Source organism: Klebsiella sp. C360, from assembly GCF_048822415.1.
GTDB lineage: Bacteria > Pseudomonadota > Gammaproteobacteria > Enterobacterales > Enterobacteriaceae > Klebsiella > Klebsiella quasipneumoniae.
The window spans coordinates 317,487-332,616 of sequence record NZ_JBMEZZ010000001.1 but is presented as its reverse complement, the minus strand read 5'-3'; the positions used below and the strand labels follow the sequence as shown (position 1 = coordinate 332,616).

Below are 15,130 nucleotides of genomic sequence, written 5' to 3'. Positions count from 1 at the left end.
CATATAGCACACAATAGAAAGTGACATTCTATGTTTTTTAATTAGTATAATAATAGAATTCAGCTAATATTATGCTTGCGGTTATCGAGTGATTTTTTAATAATCAATATTATAAAATAAGATAGGCGCTCAATTGAGCGCCTATGATTTAAGCAAGATAAGGTCGATCTTTATTAACATCAAATAAGTTCAAAAAAAACGAATCTTCTATACGAGTATTAGAACCAATCTTCACATTTGTTGAATTATTACAGAAGAAATCGAAATGATATCTTGGATGTATTTTACCATTAACCCTTATTGGATCATCATCAAACCTAAAATATCCATGGTCTAATAATAGTAAGGCTGAAATTGCATCAGAGTAATGTATAGCTTGTTGCATGTCTCCATCAAAGTTATCACATAAATCAACAGCTATTGCCTCGTGAGAAAAGAATCCATTATCGCAAGTTGTAATAACATTCCTGCATCTAGAAATGAACTCGGCATTAACTGCTAATCCATAGGCGTCATAATTAAAGCTGATGTTTTCTTCAAACTCTATTACCTGAAAGGGAAGGTTCATTGTAAAAAAACCATCTGGTTTTCTTATAAGTATTCTTTTGTGAGTGCCAGTTGTTATTAGTAAATCAAAATCATTTGTTTTTTTATTCCATGAACTATGGCAAGTGTTCACGATTTCCGCAATCACAAGGAGGTTTTCTAAATTAGAAAACACATCTCTAACAGGGCGAAATTTATCAAAATATTCGCCGGGTATGTTATTGAATAGATATTGGCTCATTTTTTTCTATTCCTTTCATATTCTAGTCCAATCAGGCTCTTAATGTATTCTCCATCAACGTCATCATCATCTTCTGAAATCATTCTTTCAACCTTGTCAATTATTTTGGCAATTAATAAAGGTGATGCTCTCTTGTCTGAGCAATAGGCTTTTACTAGTTTAGGTATAGAAATAGACTCATCCAACACAATGAAATCTTTTTGATTTCTTATTTCTTCTTCAGAGGGTAGTCTTACATTCATGTAATTATTGTTATTTAGGAAATGTAAGCCTTCAAGAATAGTTGGCATCGATGGATTTTCTTTATCATCATTTAAAACTAGATGGCTTTCGAGAAATGACCGTGCCATCATAGTATAGAGTGCATTTCGGAAGTTTGATCTTTTAACCAGTTTCATGGCAAAACAAACTACAAAAGGGAACTCTAGACCTTTAGCGTTATTAATGTTCGAAATGAACAATTTACCATCTTGTTTGGCTTTTGTTTCATGTGAGATATTAGAATCCCAGCCAAGTTGTTGCTTAATTTTAAATTTTAGAGATTGAATGTAATCATATATATATCCACTGGAATCAAGGAATATAACAGCTATATCGCCTTCTGCTAAGGTAGGATTGCGGTGTTTAATATCTTTTATTATTTCAATTATTTTATCTGGTCCATTATCGGTCCTCTCCATTAAATGTAGAGTTGTGCTTTTATAATCTTTTGGAATATCTTCAAAGCGCCTTAGCGGATCTCTTGACAATTCAACTCTATTGCCTATTTTGTTGTATTTATAGCCACAAGAATCCCACTCAGCCTCTTTTAACCATCGTAGAACAGGCTCTTCATAAAGACCCATTCCCAAAGCATGTGAAAACATTAAATTTTTTGGATCTGTGCGATAACATTTTTTAAGAACGATATCGGCCCGATTTACATTATCATTTATAGGCATGAAAATATTTTGAAAAACATCTCCGGCAACGTACAGCTTTTTAGATGTTACCATTTCACAGAGATCAATGAAACTTTGCGGGAAATCTTGACTTTCATCGATAAAGATATAATCAAGAGCCTTTTTATCTGATCGTCCGCTATTATTTATATCTGCAATGGCTTTCTTGCAAAGGAAGTCAAAGTCTCCGTTTCCAAAACCACCAAATGGGATTTCATAAAAATGGCAAATGTATCTATACATTCCAGAGAGAGGATCTTTAGTCAAACCCCAAGAGTTGAAGCAAAAAAGTTTTGTGCCCCATTCAATCTGTTTTTCAACTCGCATAAAATCGAAAAATTCAGGAATCCTTGTTCTCATTGTAGATGCGAGGATTTTATTGAAACATGTAAAGGCAATTTTAGAATCCGGATTTTTAGAATAGATTTCTTTCAACTTATGTAATAATAACTCTGTTTTACCAGAACCAGCTAATCCCTGAATTACACTTTTTTTCCCAAATCCACTTTGGAAAACAAATCTTGTTTGATCGGTGTCAAATAAGATAATTTTAGACTTAATTGTATCTAACAGGTTACTCGCTTCCAGATTTATTCTAGAGGTATCATTAATACTTCCAACGATAAGTGAAATTATTAGGTCAATCACTCGACTTTCTTTAGTTTCAACTTCTAATTTACTGAAGTCAAGATCATCTATGGGAAGTGAAACGAATAGGCTTTGCCATGATTTTTTCCTACCAATTTTTTCTCTATATTTGAATTTCTCAGCTAAGAATGAAACATCCTCTAGAAAATCTTCCTGATATTCTTCAAATAATTCTAAATTGTTGCCAATATCTATGAAAAAAGGTTTTATTCCAGATGAAAATACAGCTATTGCCTTATCGTAATCATATATTACATCCTCATTAGATAATGGTCTGCAAAGAATGTATGTTTGTTTTTTGTGCTGCTCTGCATAATCATTGATAAGCACATCGATCCCAGAACTTTGAGCGAGTGCTAATGCATCTTGAGAGTAAAAGCAGTAGCTGGACATAAAATTTCCTTTTGAGTGATTTATATACGCATCATTGATAGGATTATAGGTATGCTGTGTTGTAAAATTATACCTTACGTATAGTGAAAAAAAAACATTAGATTCAATGCTACCTACTGAGTCCTTGAGTTTGATTCCTCTCGAAAGGACTTTCCAGACTAACTATTTTTAACATTAGTTGCATTTCTCCAACTTTTTTAGTTTTTCACCCCGCTTGGGTATGGAACTGTTGTAAGATTATGTTTGGCTTAGTGTTATACCTCTTTGCTATGGATGTATTAGGCCGAATCTTATCTAAGGCATGCATAAATGTTCTTGCTGCTGCTTAAGAAGTTTGGCCATCAAGCTTCACCTGGGCTTAATTCAACGCAGTTTCAACCCCATCCTTTATGGTTGCCATCAGCTCGCTGACAGAGGAACTTTGCAGCCGCTCCCGGATATCCTCATCAACCCTCTGCAACGAAAGCGTGAACTCAATTTTTTTCGCCTTACCATAGCGGTCAAACTCCTGATGCGTCTCCTGCAATCCTGTAATGACAAACATCCCGTAGATAGACCCGACACCATCAATCAGCGGCCAGGCCAGCCCTGTGTAGGCCATTGTTGAGACTGCACCCAACGACAGGTTACCGCCAGTGATTTCAGGGTACAGCAACCCGCCAAGCGTCAGCTGGTTCTCGCCTGCACCAATGTATTGCCATTTTGCGCTCCGGCCCACACGGTCATTCTTTACGTGCCGCCAGTTACGAGATAACTGTAATTGCTGATAGGGCAGTGTCCTGAGTTCAAATACAAAAAGCCCAAATACCATCATCATAGTTTTACCTCCAGTCAATCGCTATCCCGGAACGAACCCCGGGCAGCACGTTGTTGTTTATCCATCTCTGTACGGACAGCCTCCCCGACAAGTCGAGCCAGCTCGCGCGGATTGTCGCTCTTGATGCCATGCAAATGGACGTGAATCTCACCAGAAAAACCATCTGCCGGCACCGAAGCTGCCGGGCGCTTGATTTCATTTCGGCGGACTGCCTGCCAGGCGGGTGCCTGCTTAATCAATGGCTCTCCGGCAGCAATAACCGGACGAGCACTAACAGGTTGCCGAATAAGCCGAGATTCCTGCCATTCACCACGCACAGCAAAGGCTGGAGGGAGATTTTTAAATACAATGTCACCCGGCCCGATACGTTTGCGCTTTTCCTCATCTAAAAGGCCTTTGGTGTTATCCGCGATTTGGCCCAGCCGCCGCTCTGTTCCAGAGTTGCCCCCGAGCACATTGGGCGGCGGGGCGCTGCCTTTGCTTGCAGGCTTTTCAGATGACCATTGCCACTCCCTTTTAACCATGCGCCCGGATTTTTCATCCCATTCCCACATAACCGGAATAGCCCTGAGTCTGGCCGCTTCCAACCTGGCTCTTTCAATGCCATCGGGGATGAGATCGAGCTTCTCCAGTAACCAGCCGACGCCTTCCATTAACTTCTGAAGCGGCCAAAGCAGAACGCTAAGTGCAGTCCCCAGGACTTCGCCAAAAGTCTGCCCGGCGCTGGCGCATTTGTTTAGCGCCTCGCGACTCTCCTCAACGGGCGTTAATACTTTTTTAAACCAGTTCCAGACGTTTTTAACGCCATCCCCAATGGCACCGAAAACGGGCGCCAGCCTGGAAAATGCGTTATAAACAGGCGCTAACCCCTGGATGACGCCTGTAAAAAAACCGCTAAAGAAGGCCTTAATTGGTCCCCAGTATTTCCAGATCAGTACCCCAGCCGCTACAAACGCAGCACCCACTAAGCCGATTGGGCTCAATAGCATTGATAAGCCGCCACTCAGCGCCGCAATTCCGCCTTTCACAATGCCGAAGAGAGCAGGGATCCCGGTTAGCCGCAGTGCCAGCCCGCCAATGCTTTTTGACAGGGCGCCAATAGCAGTCACCGGAGAGGTAAAGGCGCCAAGTAACGCACCGCGCAGGGGTACCATCAATCTGGTTAATACGCCGAGGCGTCCGACCAGGCCGCTGAGTAAAGCACCCCATCCGTTAATTTTTACCAGTGAGCTACCGCCCGCAGCACTCAACATGCGGAACGCTGATACCGTACCTCCGATTCCTCTCCCGCCGGACAGAAGCGCAAACCCCAGTCTGAGCTTCGCTAGCGGCCCTAAAAGTAGACCAGCAGCTAATGACATACCGCCAATTACTGCGGTTAATGCCAGTGCAGTACCACCGGCGAGTAACAACGTTCGTGAAAGTCTGGGGTTTTCTTCTATCCAGCTTTGAATAGTGCCAATAACCCGGCTAAGCCCCTGTGTCAGCCTGCGTAATGGGCCGTCTACTGTCTCAGCCACAGAAATGCGGAACGCCTCCCACGCGCTGTCCAGCTCCTTCAAATCGCCGCCCAGGTTGTCTTTCTTCTTGTTAGCGACGGCGAAGGCCTCCTGATTTTTATGTGCTTCTGCAATTTGTTCATAGAGTGACTGGAGGTAGCCATCACCTGCGCCGTTGACCAAAGACTGGAGGCTCGTAAAACCCTCTTCTCCGGCGATATCTTTGAAAAATGAAACCTGATCCACCTCGCCAAAGCGGGAAACGCGTTTTTGTAGATCGAGAAGAATATCGAACGGACGTCTCATCTTTCCGCTCGCGTCGGCAGTTTCCACTCCCAGCTCTTTGAGCGCCTTTTTGGCTGCCGTAGTGGGGGAGGCCAGGCGGGAGAGGGAGCGACGCATTGCCGTACCGGCCTCGCTACCGCGAATACCCACGCGCGCCAGCGTGCCAGTCATGGCTGCGGCTTCTTCCAGGCTAATCCCAAGTCCCGCCGCTACCGGCCCGACAACTTTCATTGTCTCGCCGAGGCTGCTAAGCGTGGTGTTGGTACGGGTAAATGTACCTGTCAGCACATCGCTGACGCGGTCCATTTCTCCGGCGTCGAGGGCGAACTGTGAAAGAATATTTGAGCCGATGTCTGCCGTTTCACCCAATTCCATACTGCCCGCTAGTGCCATATTGAGCACGCCGGGCAGTGCGGCACGGATAGCATCTGGCGTGAAGCCCGCCATTGCCAGAAAGGCCTGGCCGCTGGCGGCGTCACGTGTGGTGAAGGCGGTTTCCGCGCCGAGTTTTTTTGCCTGAGCGCGCAAGGCGGCCAGCTGCGAATCGCTTTTATCGAGCCGCGTCAGCGCCTGGACGTTTGACATTTCCTCATCAAAACCAACCGCAGGCGACAGGAAGCGTCCGGCGCCATACCCGGCAGCGGTTGCTGTACCTAATGCTATGGCACCGCCAGAGCGCAACTTCCCGGCCATCTGCTGCGCACCTTCGTAACGTTTACGAGCTTGAGTGACCGCAGCAAGTTGCCGTTTTTCCCGTTCAAGGGATTGGTTGTATTGTTCTGTGCGGCGTATCGCGTTACCGATGGTGGCGCTACTACCGGAAAGCATGACGCCATGCTGGCGCAGGGCTGATGCACTCTCACGGAGGCGGGCCACTTCCGTCACGCGTTTTGCGGTCAACCGATCAAGCCGCTCACCCAATCGGGACATCAGTATTTGCTGCTTTTCCGTCAGAGTTCCGTTTTTACGTTGCGCTTCTGACAAGCCATCAAAGCGGGCACGGGCACGTGAGATGGAACGGTCGGTTTTGCCGACGGCCGCGGTCATTCGCTGAAAAGTGGCACTGCTCTTATCGAGTCCTTTCAGGGTGGATTGTGTTTTTCTGAGGGAGTCGGATAGGCCGCCCGCACTCTGGCGGGCAGCATTAACGGGGCGGGTAAATCTGTCGATCGCGCTGAAAGCAACGCGGATATCAAGGCTCTTCATCACTGGCACCACTTCGAAGCGCCGCCCGCTTGCGCCAGGCTATCACCTCGCCAAGATCCATGCCGAAAACTTCAGAGGGCGGCCAGTTAAAAATAACGGCAATATCAGCAACCAGATCGTCTATCTGGTCAAACGCAACGGTGATTACTCGCTCTCCGTCTCCGCCACGTTCGACGCTCCAGGCTCCGGCGGATTCAAGAAAGGGACCAGAAGCTCTGCCAGCCCGATAAAGTCCAGGGTGTGCATTTCGTTGATTTCTTTTTGTGTCAGCGCAGGCGCGGTGACTCGCGTCAACAGCGTGGCAATTGAGTCTGCATCCATATTGGCAACGCGGATAAGATTCAGGCCGCGCAACGATCCGGCCTGACTGATGGCGCCAGTGATTTCCACCTGACCGATCTCACTGTCTTTACGAACTACCGGCTGCATCAGCGTGAACAGGTTTTTAGTTTTTTTAGCCATGTTTAAAATCTCCGGGCGGCATCGTTGCCACCCTCTTAAAGGTTATCAATTGCCCATGCCAAGGGCAGAGGTGATGCGGTCCGGGAACATGTTCTGACCGTTCTTTTTGTAGATGAAATTCAGCAGATCGATTTCGATAATGGGCTGATCATCTATGGAGAATTTGTAGTAGGTGGATTTAAAGGTGTAGCTTTCCTCGGTGTCTTCTCCCTGTTTTGAATCTCCACCGTCGAGTTCAGTAAATCGCCCGCGCAGCTCCACCTCGACAAGCTGGCTTTCGCCATCAGTGAAATATTCACCCGCAAAGCGCAGCCGCGTGCCGTCAATTTCTGCTCCGTATTCGAGAAACAGAGCCTTAATGACGCCGCCAAAAACAATGGTGGAATCCAGCGCGCCAGCCTCAAGGCCGAGATCAACACCGACCGCACCCAGCATGCCACCGCCCTGATAGTCCTCTACCTTTCGTGACAGTTTGGGGCGAGTGAAAGAGGTCACTTTTCCCAGATAGTTGTCGCCGTTAACAAAGCAGCTAAAAAGCCGCAGTTTGTGAGGAATAGCCATTATTCACCCCCGAGCGACGCGAACGCCGGTTCGTAAAAATCATCAGTAAAGGTCTGGTATAGCGTCAGATCTTCAAGCGGTGGGACCGGGCTGTAGCTATAGCGCACAATCAGTTTTCCCTGGCGCAAATCCGTGGTGCCGTTATCCAGCGTGTCATACCAGCAGTCAGCGCCGATAAGCTGGCCGGCAGTGACTTTTTTGCTGAGAGCAGAGCGGATGCCGCTTACCACATCTTTCACGTTGGCCGGAGTGAGCGGGCTGTCAACAGAGGTAAATTGCGCCTCCGCAATACTGTCCGCCAGGATCTGCGCGGTACGGGTAAACACCTCAAAATTGTAGGTTTCGGTGTCCGTGGTGCGGTTACCCCAGAAGCGGAAACCGTCACGCTTGATAAGCGTCGTGATTTCGTTGTTGTTCAGCTCGTTAGCGTCGCTGTCTTCTGCCTGCAATGCCCAGAACACATCTTTCGAAATACCCAGAACGTTATTCACCACAACATTCGACAGCGATTTGTGCCAGCCCTGGCTGTTATCAATAGCGGCGCGCAGGCCGCAGGCGTATGCCGGGGCAGGAAACGTTTCGTTATCATCCGTCAGGGGGTTGTAAGCGATGAAGTCCGGCCAGATCAGCATCAGCTCGCGGTAAGCGAAGGTTTTGCGATAAGCAATAGCCTCCGCCATGGTCGCGCAGCCGTTACAACCGGCATAAACAAAAGCCCGAAGATTCTGGGCAATCACGCAAAGCTGTGACGTTACCTCCTCGGTGTCGTAGTCCGGCACCGCCAGGATGCGCGGGCGATAGCCGGTTTTGGCCTCCGCCGTCAGCAGGGCATACATTCCCGTGTAGCTGTCGCCATCTGTTCCGCCAATAACGGCCTGAGATTGACTGGCGCCGTTATCGGAAGCCTCTTCCACCCGGACAATCACAACACTCGGGCTGCACTGATCGGAAATGGCTTTGAGAGCTTTGTAAAGTGACCCGGTTTTACCTGCCTTGCCGAGGACGTTACGCACCCGAGTCAGCAGAACCGGCGTATTGAGCGGGAAGGTTTCCGGATCGGCGTCATCAGCAACCGCGACGATACCGATCACGCTGGAATCAATGTCATTGATTGCCTGCTGTAGGTCGGTATTTTCGCGAGAGCGGACGCCGTGAAAACGAGTTTCAGACATAAGTTCACCATCATGTTGCTCTTAGAGTTCAGGGCCATATTCAACGTTAAGTCTGCTGGCGTCGCCTGGTTGCCGGTCTGCCCGTTCGCTGACAACAAAAAGGGATTCAGCCCCGCGCGCGGGCATGGAATCATCAGCAAAAAACGGGGGAGTTATGTCGATAGCAGACACGCTAACAACAGCAGCCGAAGGGTATTTAGAAAAATTAAGTGAGGTCGTAAAGACACCGGATTTTAGTATCACGTTGGGTGGGGTCGCCCTGACTGAACTGGCCGACCGCATCACCTCGCTATCTGTTACAGATAACAACGGTTTTGATGCTGATCAGCTAACTCTGTCAGTAGATGACTCTGACGGAGTAACGGATTTACCCCCACGCGGTGCGGAGCTGGCGGTGTCCATCGGCTGGCTGGGTGAGGCGTTGATCTACAAAGGTCTCTACACCGTTGACGAGGTGGGGCATAGCGGGCCGCCGGATGTAATCGACATCACCGCGCACAGCGCTGATTTTCGCGAAGAGATGAACGTCAGGCGGGAGGTGTCCTGGCATGATGTGACGGTAGAGCGGGTGGTATCGGCCATAGCCCGGCGTTATGACCTGAAGCCGATGATTAGCGAGGCCCTGATCGACATTGAGATCGACCATGCGGATCAGACCGAAGAGAGCGACATGTCGTTTTTAACGCGCATGGCGGAGATGTTGGGGGCCATTGCCACCGTGAAAAATGGCTGTCTGCTGTTTATCCTGCCTGGGGGCGGCGTCAGTGCATCCGGTAGGGCGCTGCCATCGGCTGAGATAACCCGTGCCAGCGGAGATCGTCACAGGTTCCGCATTGCCGATCGTGATGCTTACACTGGTGTGCGGGCGTACTGGCTGGATCTTAATTTCGGCAAGAAAAAACCGGTCAAGGTCACTAAGCGCAAAACAAATACTGCCAGAAAAAAGGCTGAGGAGAAAAGCAGCCGGCCGGAGGGGGATTACATGGAGGGTGCTGAAGGTAACGTGTATGTTTTGCGTAAAACCTATCAGAACGAAACGGCGGCCAGGCGCGCAGCTGCGGCAAAATGGATACAGCTCCAGAAAGGCGCGGCACAGTTTTCGATAACCCTGGCGCGCGGCCGCGCCGATTTATATCCGGGTATGCATCTGAACGTGTCGGGCTTTAAGCCTGAAATCGATAATCAGGATTGGATCATTGCCAGAGCGGAACATGTGATCGGTGATAATGGATTTACCACGAAAATGGAGCTTGAGGCGAAAATAAGCGACTGGATTGCAGAAACTGAACAGTAGCGGCCATAATAGGCGTGAGTTCAACTCCCTATGGGAGATCATCATGTTTGTTTGTCCCTACTGCGGCGCAAACGCCCGTACCCGCACCAGCCGCCGGTTAAGCGAGTTCACCATCCGGCAATATCATCAATGCCAGAATCTTGAATGCAGTGAGTCATTCACGACACTTAACACCGTAGAGCGCAGAGTAACGAAGCGCTCAACCAGCGCAGATCCATTGCCGCCAGGATTCATCCCCGGCGACGCTTTCCCGGCTTCTCATTACGGGAACAGTCAACTTAGTCTTGCAGTATAAAAATAGCCCCCTGGAAAGGGGGCTATTCTTGTCAATGTGGTCGATATGTGGACATTTTTGAAATAAATCCTTTTATTTCAATTTATTAAATCCCAAAAAAAAGCCCCGTCGGGGGCGACGGGGAAAAACTCATTGATTATGGAATGATCTGTTCTCTGGTCAGTTCGAGAACAAGGGTTAATCTACGGGGGAAAAGTGCAGGCAAGATGGAGAAAACGTGGAGATTCAGGCTAAAATTCCCGGGAATTGAAGAAAGGGAGAAAAGATGAAAAAGTTACTGGCTATTTTGCCCCTGGCGCTGGCCGGCTGCGCCCAGCCGCAGCCCACCGCGCCGACGAAAACCATCGGCATGGCCAATCCCGCGTCGGTCTACTGCCAGCAATCCGGCGGCACCCGGATGCCGGTGCAAACGCCGCAGGGCGTCAGCACCCAGTGCAAGCTGCCCAGCGGCGAAACCCTCGATGAGTGGGCGCTATGGCGCCGGGACCATCCGGCTAAATCGTAACCGGCAGGGCCGCCAGCCAGGCGGCCAGCACCCGGGCATGATTCTGCTCGGTGTTCTTCGCGGCGTACAGCAGCGTCAGCGGCTGGCGCTGCGCCAGCGCCGCCAGCCGCAGGCCCGTTTCGCGATGGGCGTCAAGCTCCTGACGATAGCGCTGGCTGAAGTGGTCGAAATCGATCGCCTCGCCGTGAAAGGCTTTCCGCAGCTCAGCGGACGGCGTTAACTCTTTACACCACTCATCACAGGCCAGCGCCTCTTTTTTAATCCCCCGCGGCCAGAGACGGTCGACCAGCACCCGATAGCCGTCGCTGCTTTCCTGTGGATCGTACACCCGTTTACATTGAATCATCATCCTGCTCCCTCTGTGCCATCCAGGCGAGCAACTGCGGGATCTGCCCGTCGGAAAATACCGTGATGCCGTGAGCGCGCAGCAGGTCGGCGGCCACGCCGGCGCCCGCTTTGCGCCGCCCGCGAAAGGAACCGTCATAGATAAACTGACTGCCGCAGGTGGGGCTGCCGTCGGTGAGTAATGCCGCCTGACATCCTGCTTCCCGGGCGGCGCTGAGCGCCAGCCAGGCGGCCAGTTGATAATGTCCCGTGACGTCGCGGCCGTCGCTTTCCACGATCCGCGCCCGTCCGGCAAGCACATCGCCGCCGGCGCCGCCGAGGATCTCCGCCGGCAGGCGGGGCGTCGGCAGACCGGCCGCCAGCTCCGGGCAGTGGATCACCAGACGATCCGCCTGCTGCCAGCGGGACAGGGTCGCCGCCAGCTGCGCTTTCTCGCTACCGTTATATCGCACCTGGAATCCCATCAGGCAGGCGCTGACCAAAAGCTTACTTTTCATCCTCTCTCCCTTTTGCGCTTGCTCCAGTATACCTCACCCACCGGCCACGGCGGTGGGGTGAAAATAAGGATTGTGTTCTGCGGAGGGGATCGCTATCCTGACGTGCCTTGTGCTGCTCGTCTCGTCCAGACATAAGGAACCTGCTATGAAAACCCCTTTACGCCTCGCCCTCGTCGGCGATTATCACCCCGATATTGTTGCCCATCAGGCCATTCCCCTGGCGATAGACGATGCTGCCGCCGTGCTGGAGCAGCCGGTGAAATATGACTGGCTCGCCACCCCGTCGATCGCCTCCGGCGACGCGCTGGCGGAGTATGATGCCGTCTGGGTCGTTCCCGGCAGCCCGTATCGTCACCCGGAAGGCGCGTTTGCCGCTATCCGCTATGCCCGTGAAAACAGCATTCCTTTCCTCGGCACCTGCGGCGGCTTTCAGCATGCGGTGATTGAATACGCCCGTAACGTGCTCGGCTGGCAGGACGCGGGTCATGCGGAAACCGACAGCGAAGGGCGGATGGTGATCGCTCCCCTCAGCTGCTCGCTGGTGGAGACTTCTGCCGTCGTCGAGCTGCGGGCGAATACGCTGATTGCCCGCGCCTATGGTCGGGAGAGCATTGAAGAGGGCTACCACTGCCGCTACGGGGTGGATAGCGCGTTTGCCGCGGAGCTGGAGCAGGGCGATCTGCGCGTCACCGGCTGGGATGAAGAGGGCGAGATCCGCGCCGTCGAGCTGGTGACGCACCCGTTTTTTGTCGCCACCTTGTTTCAACATGAACGCCACGCGCTGGACGGGCGTCCTGCGCCGCTGGTGCAGGCGTTGCTGCGCGCCGCGGCACAATAACCCTACCGGCAGCGGGCGCTGCCGGTCATCTTCAGGGATGAATCTCCCGGTCGCGCCCGGCGAGGGCGCCGCAGACCGCCATCACCAGCGAAATCAGCGCCACCGCCAGCAGCGGAATATGCCAGTCGCCATTGGTATCGTGGATCCTGCCCATCAGCGGCGGTCCGCAGGCGGCCAGCAGATAGCCGACGCTCTGCGCCATCCCCGACAGCGCCGCGGCCTGGTGCGCCGAGCTGGCGCGCAGGCCGATAAACGTCAGGCCGAGGATCATCGTGGCCCCGGAGCCAAAGCCGAACAGCAGCGTCCAGCCGATGGCCAGCCCTGGCAGCAGCCACAGCCCGGCGGCGCTGATGGCGCACATCAGGGCGACCAGCACCGCGATCCCGCGCTGGTCGCGCAGCCGATGCAGGATCAGCGGTATCGCCAGGCCGGGGGCGGCGGTCGCCAGCTGCAGCAGGCCATGCAGCGAGCCGGCCTGCGCTTCGCTATAGCCCATACTCTGCAGAATCGACGGCAGCCAGCCGATAATCACGTAATAGACCAGCGAGTTGATGCCGAGGAACAGCGTCACCTGCCAGGCCAGCGCCGACCGCCAGATCCCCCGGTTATGCATGGCGCCTGAGCCGGTCAGCGGCGCCTCCGCTTGACGCCGGGACTGCGGCAGCCAGCTGACGAGCGCCAGCAGCGGGAAGATCATCAGCAGCAGCAGCGCCCCGCGCCAGCCGAATCCGGCCATCGCCACGGGGACCACCAGCGCCGAGCCAAGCGCCGCCGCGCCGCCCATCGTCAGGGAATAGGCGCCGGTCATCCGGGCGACATGCTGCGAGAAATCCCGTTTAATCAGCCCGGGCAGCAGCACGTTACCCAGCGCAATGCCGCAGCCGATCACCGCCGTGCCGATAAACAGCCATGCAGCGGAGGGCAGGGAGCGCAGGGCAATGCCGGCGCAGATCAGCAGCATCGCCAGCAGCAGGCTGCGCTCCATGCCGAACCGGCGGGCAACCCCAGCCGCCAGCGGCGAGACAAGGCCAAAGGCCAGCAGCGGCAGGGTGGTGAGCAGCCCGGTCTGCGCGGTGGTCAGGCCATAGTCGCTACGAATCGCGTCCAGCAGCGGCGCCGCGCCGGTAAAGACCACGCGCAGGGTGGTGGCGATGAGCAGGATACCGGCAATCAGCAGCGCGGGGCGGCGGCCGGTGGAGGAGATCACAGAAGACATATCATTCTCAAGGTAACTAACGAGGGGGGTTACGATAGCGACTTTGTCCCCTGTTTAAATCAAGCTAAAATGACAGATTATCGCTAATATCGGACAACATGATGATCGGACTGGGTCTGGATGGTTATGAACCGGACAATGGCCACGAATCGGCCATTGCCTTTCGTATTCGGGTGGTGGAGGCGGAGCAGTATATTCCGGCGCATTCCCACCGTAAGGGGCAGCTGATCCTCGCCCTGCACGGCGCCTTGACCTGCGAGGTGGAGAACGCGATGTGGATGGTGCCGCCGCAGTATGCGGTGTGGGTCCCGGGGCAGCTTTCCCACAGTAACCGCGCCACCCCCGGCGCCCAGGTGTGCTTCCTGTTCATTGAGCCGGGCGCCGCGCCGATGCCGGACCGCTGCTGTACGTTAAAGATTTCCCCGCTGGTGCGGGAGCTGATCCTCACCCTGGCGGAACGCGGCGGCGAGTCGCTGGCCGCCCCCGCCACGGCCCGGCTGGTGCAGGTGCTGTTTGATGAGCTGCCCCGGCAGCCGCAGGAGCACCTGCAGCTGCCGGTATCGAACCACCCGAAAATTCGTCAGATGGTGACGATGATGGCCGAGGATCCGGCGCGCTGGCAGACCCTGAGCCAGTGGGCGGCGGAGTTCGCGATGAGCGAGCGCAATCTGGCGCGGCTGGTAGTGCGTGAAACGGGGCTGAGCTTTCGCCGCTGGCGCCATCAGCTGCAGCTGATCCTTGCGCTGCAGCAGCTGATCCGCGGGCAGACGGTGCAGCAGACGGCCCAGGCGCTGGGCTACGACTCCACCACCGCCTTCATCACCATGTTTAAGAAAGGGCTCGGACAGACGCCGGGCCGCTATCACGGCAGCCTGGCTACGACTTCCCAATAAACAACGAGATGATCCCGGCGGCAATCAGCGGCCCGACCGGGACGCCGCGAAACAGGGCGACGCCGAGCACCGTACCGACCAGCAGTCCGGCCACCAGCTGCGGCTGGGAGCCCATCAGCGAGACGCCGCGCCCGCCGAGCCACGAAACAAACACCCCGACCGCGATCGCCAGCAGTGATTTCCAGTTCATAAAGGAGTGGATCAGGGTCGACGGCGGCAGCGTGCCGCTGGCGATGGGCGCCATCACGCCGATAGTCAGAATGATGATCCCGACGGTCAGTCCCTGTTTCTCAATCCAGGGAAAGAAGGCGTTCAGCGGCGTGACGCGCACGATAATCAGCACGAGGATGGAGATCGCTACGGTGGTGTTATGGCTGATAAAGCCGAGCGCCGCCAGACCCAGCAGGATCAACAGGGTGGTATCAAACATGTACAGAGGTCCTTGCCAAAAAAAGAATGCCAAAAAATATCACGCT

The 15,130-nt window shown here is 53.0% G+C and carries 17 protein-coding genes; 5 read left to right on the top strand and 12 right to left on the bottom strand.

The window, feature by feature from the left end; all coding sequences use genetic code 11:
* Window positions 1-148 precede the first annotated feature (148 nt).
* The 8 genes from ACOI7D_RS01600 to ACOI7D_RS01565 form a co-directional block, all read right to left on the bottom strand.
* Window positions 149-787 carry a hypothetical protein gene (locus ACOI7D_RS01600; RefSeq protein WP_009486476.1) on the bottom strand — a complete coding sequence of 213 codons (639 nt, stop codon included), beginning with the start codon at window positions 785-787 and terminating at the stop codon, window positions 149-151.
* Window positions 784-2,769 carry a DEAD/DEAH box helicase gene (locus tag ACOI7D_RS01595; protein ID WP_075648441.1) on the bottom strand — a complete coding sequence of 662 codons (1,986 nt, stop codon included), beginning with the start codon at window positions 2,767-2,769 and terminating at the stop codon, window positions 784-786. Before ACOI7D_RS01595 ends, ACOI7D_RS01600 begins: the two co-directional genes overlap by 4 nt.
* Before the next feature lie 358 nt (window positions 2,770-3,127).
* Window positions 3,128-3,586 (bottom strand): phage tail protein, encoded by a 459-nt coding sequence (locus ACOI7D_RS01590; RefSeq protein ID WP_009486474.1) that lies wholly within the window; start codon window positions 3,584-3,586, stop codon window positions 3,128-3,130.
* Window positions 3,587-3,600: 14 nt separating this feature from the next.
* Window positions 3,601-6,576 carry a phage tail tape measure protein gene (locus tag ACOI7D_RS01585; RefSeq protein WP_109547498.1) on the bottom strand — a complete coding sequence of 992 codons (2,976 nt, stop codon included), beginning with the start codon at window positions 6,574-6,576 and terminating at the stop codon, window positions 3,601-3,603.
* The gene (locus ACOI7D_RS01580) at window positions 6,563-6,721 is read right to left on the bottom strand and encodes a GpE family phage tail protein (RefSeq protein ID WP_075604421.1); all 159 of its coding nucleotides are present in this window, start codon (window positions 6,719-6,721) and stop codon (window positions 6,563-6,565) included. The genes ACOI7D_RS01585 and ACOI7D_RS01580 overlap by 14 nt, the downstream gene beginning before the upstream one ends.
* Window positions 6,721-7,038 (bottom strand): hypothetical protein, encoded by a 318-nt coding sequence (locus ACOI7D_RS01575; RefSeq protein WP_004131585.1) that lies wholly within the window; start codon window positions 7,036-7,038, stop codon window positions 6,721-6,723. Before ACOI7D_RS01575 ends, ACOI7D_RS01580 begins: the two co-directional genes overlap by 1 nt.
* A gap of 45 nt (window positions 7,039-7,083) precedes the next feature.
* Entirely contained in the window at window positions 7,084-7,599 is a 516-nt protein-coding gene (locus tag ACOI7D_RS01570) for a phage major tail tube protein (RefSeq protein WP_004216461.1), read from the bottom strand.
* The gene (locus tag ACOI7D_RS01565; RefSeq protein WP_109547497.1) at window positions 7,599-8,771 is read right to left on the bottom strand and encodes a phage tail sheath family protein; all 1,173 of its coding nucleotides are present in this window, start codon (window positions 8,769-8,771) and stop codon (window positions 7,599-7,601) included. The genes ACOI7D_RS01570 and ACOI7D_RS01565 overlap by 1 nt, the downstream gene beginning before the upstream one ends.
* Before the next feature lie 154 nt (window positions 8,772-8,925).
* On the opposite strand from ACOI7D_RS01565, the gene ACOI7D_RS01560 reads away from it, so the two are divergent.
* From ACOI7D_RS01560 to ACOI7D_RS01550, 3 genes are all read left to right on the top strand, one after another.
* Entirely contained in the window at window positions 8,926-10,065 is a 1,140-nt protein-coding gene (locus tag ACOI7D_RS01560) for a phage late control D family protein (protein WP_031593553.1), read from the top strand.
* Window positions 10,066-10,108: 43 nt separating this feature from the next.
* Complete coding sequence (locus tag ACOI7D_RS01555; RefSeq protein ID WP_004213128.1) at window positions 10,109-10,360, top strand: ogr/Delta-like zinc finger family protein; 252 nt, start codon at window positions 10,109-10,111, stop codon at window positions 10,358-10,360.
* A 265-nt stretch (window positions 10,361-10,625) separates the two neighbouring features.
* Window positions 10,626-10,865 carry a DUF333 domain-containing protein gene (locus ACOI7D_RS01550; RefSeq protein ID WP_109547496.1) on the top strand — a complete coding sequence of 80 codons (240 nt, stop codon included), beginning with the start codon at window positions 10,626-10,628 and terminating at the stop codon, window positions 10,863-10,865.
* Here the strand turns inward: ACOI7D_RS01550 and ACOI7D_RS01545 are convergent.
* Together ACOI7D_RS01545 and ACOI7D_RS01540 are read right to left on the bottom strand one after the other, a co-directional pair.
* Entirely contained in the window at window positions 10,855-11,193 is a 339-nt protein-coding gene (locus tag ACOI7D_RS01545; protein ID WP_072096655.1) for a DUF488 domain-containing protein, read from the bottom strand. The genes ACOI7D_RS01550 and ACOI7D_RS01545 overlap by 11 nt on opposite strands.
* A gap of 4 nt (window positions 11,194-11,197) precedes the next feature.
* Window positions 11,198-11,707, bottom strand: a complete 510-nt coding sequence (locus ACOI7D_RS01540) for a DUF523 domain-containing protein (RefSeq protein ID WP_023289247.1) — start codon at window positions 11,705-11,707, stop codon at window positions 11,198-11,200.
* Window positions 11,708-11,852: 145 nt separating this feature from the next.
* Here ACOI7D_RS01540 and ACOI7D_RS01535 point away from each other — a divergent pair, with 145 nt between their 5' ends.
* Window positions 11,853-12,545 (top strand): CTP synthase, encoded by a 693-nt coding sequence (locus tag ACOI7D_RS01535; RefSeq protein ID WP_032452478.1) that lies wholly within the window; start codon window positions 11,853-11,855, stop codon window positions 12,543-12,545.
* A gap of 31 nt (window positions 12,546-12,576) precedes the next feature.
* Here ACOI7D_RS01535 and ACOI7D_RS01530 read toward each other — a convergent pair whose 3' ends face one another.
* On the bottom strand, window positions 12,577-13,752 hold the full coding sequence (locus tag ACOI7D_RS01530) for a CynX/NimT family MFS transporter (RefSeq protein ID WP_162543160.1): 1,176 nt from the start codon (window positions 13,750-13,752) through the stop codon (window positions 12,577-12,579).
* A gap of 107 nt (window positions 13,753-13,859) precedes the next feature.
* Between ACOI7D_RS01530 and ACOI7D_RS01525 the strand changes: the two genes are divergently transcribed.
* Complete coding sequence (locus ACOI7D_RS01525) at window positions 13,860-14,654, top strand: AraC family transcriptional regulator (RefSeq protein WP_072199183.1); 795 nt, start codon at window positions 13,860-13,862, stop codon at window positions 14,652-14,654.
* Here the strand turns inward: ACOI7D_RS01525 and ACOI7D_RS01520 are convergent.
* Entirely contained in the window at window positions 14,638-15,084 is a 447-nt protein-coding gene (locus ACOI7D_RS01520; protein ID WP_044522266.1) for a DUF441 domain-containing protein, read from the bottom strand. The two genes, ACOI7D_RS01525 and ACOI7D_RS01520, sit on opposite strands and share 17 nt — an antisense overlap.
* Between the last annotated feature and the right edge of the window lie 46 nt (window positions 15,085-15,130).

Coding starts and splice junctions, on each gene's coding strand:
- ACOI7D_RS01600 (WP_009486476.1), bottom strand. CDS start 787: ATGAGCCAATATCTATTCAATAACATACCCGGCGAATATTTTGATAAA.
- ACOI7D_RS01595 (WP_075648441.1), bottom strand. CDS start 2,769: ATGTCCAGCTACTGCTTTTACTCTCAAGATGCATTAGCACTCGCTCAA.
- ACOI7D_RS01590 (WP_009486474.1), bottom strand. CDS start 3,586: ATGATGATGGTATTTGGGCTTTTTGTATTTGAACTCAGGACACTGCCC.
- ACOI7D_RS01585 (WP_109547498.1), bottom strand. CDS start 6,576: ATGAAGAGCCTTGATATCCGCGTTGCTTTCAGCGCGATCGACAGATTT.
- ACOI7D_RS01575 (WP_004131585.1), bottom strand. CDS start 7,038: ATGGCTAAAAAAACTAAAAACCTGTTCACGCTGATGCAGCCGGTAGTT.
- ACOI7D_RS01570 (WP_004216461.1), bottom strand. CDS start 7,599: ATGGCTATTCCTCACAAACTGCGGCTTTTTAGCTGCTTTGTTAACGGC.
- ACOI7D_RS01565 (WP_109547497.1), bottom strand. CDS start 8,771: ATGTCTGAAACTCGTTTTCACGGCGTCCGCTCTCGCGAAAATACCGAC.
- ACOI7D_RS01560 (WP_031593553.1), top strand. CDS start 8,926: ATGTCGATAGCAGACACGCTAACAACAGCAGCCGAAGGGTATTTAGAA.
- ACOI7D_RS01555 (WP_004213128.1), top strand. CDS start 10,109: ATGTTTGTTTGTCCCTACTGCGGCGCAAACGCCCGTACCCGCACCAGC.
- ACOI7D_RS01550 (WP_109547496.1), top strand. CDS start 10,626: ATGAAAAAGTTACTGGCTATTTTGCCCCTGGCGCTGGCCGGCTGCGCC.
- ACOI7D_RS01540 (WP_023289247.1), bottom strand. CDS start 11,707: ATGAAAAGTAAGCTTTTGGTCAGCGCCTGCCTGATGGGATTCCAGGTG.
- ACOI7D_RS01535 (WP_032452478.1), top strand. CDS start 11,853: ATGAAAACCCCTTTACGCCTCGCCCTCGTCGGCGATTATCACCCCGAT.
- ACOI7D_RS01525 (WP_072199183.1), top strand. CDS start 13,860: ATGATGATCGGACTGGGTCTGGATGGTTATGAACCGGACAATGGCCAC.
- ACOI7D_RS01520 (WP_044522266.1), bottom strand. CDS start 15,084: ATGTTTGATACCACCCTGTTGATCCTGCTGGGTCTGGCGGCGCTCGGC.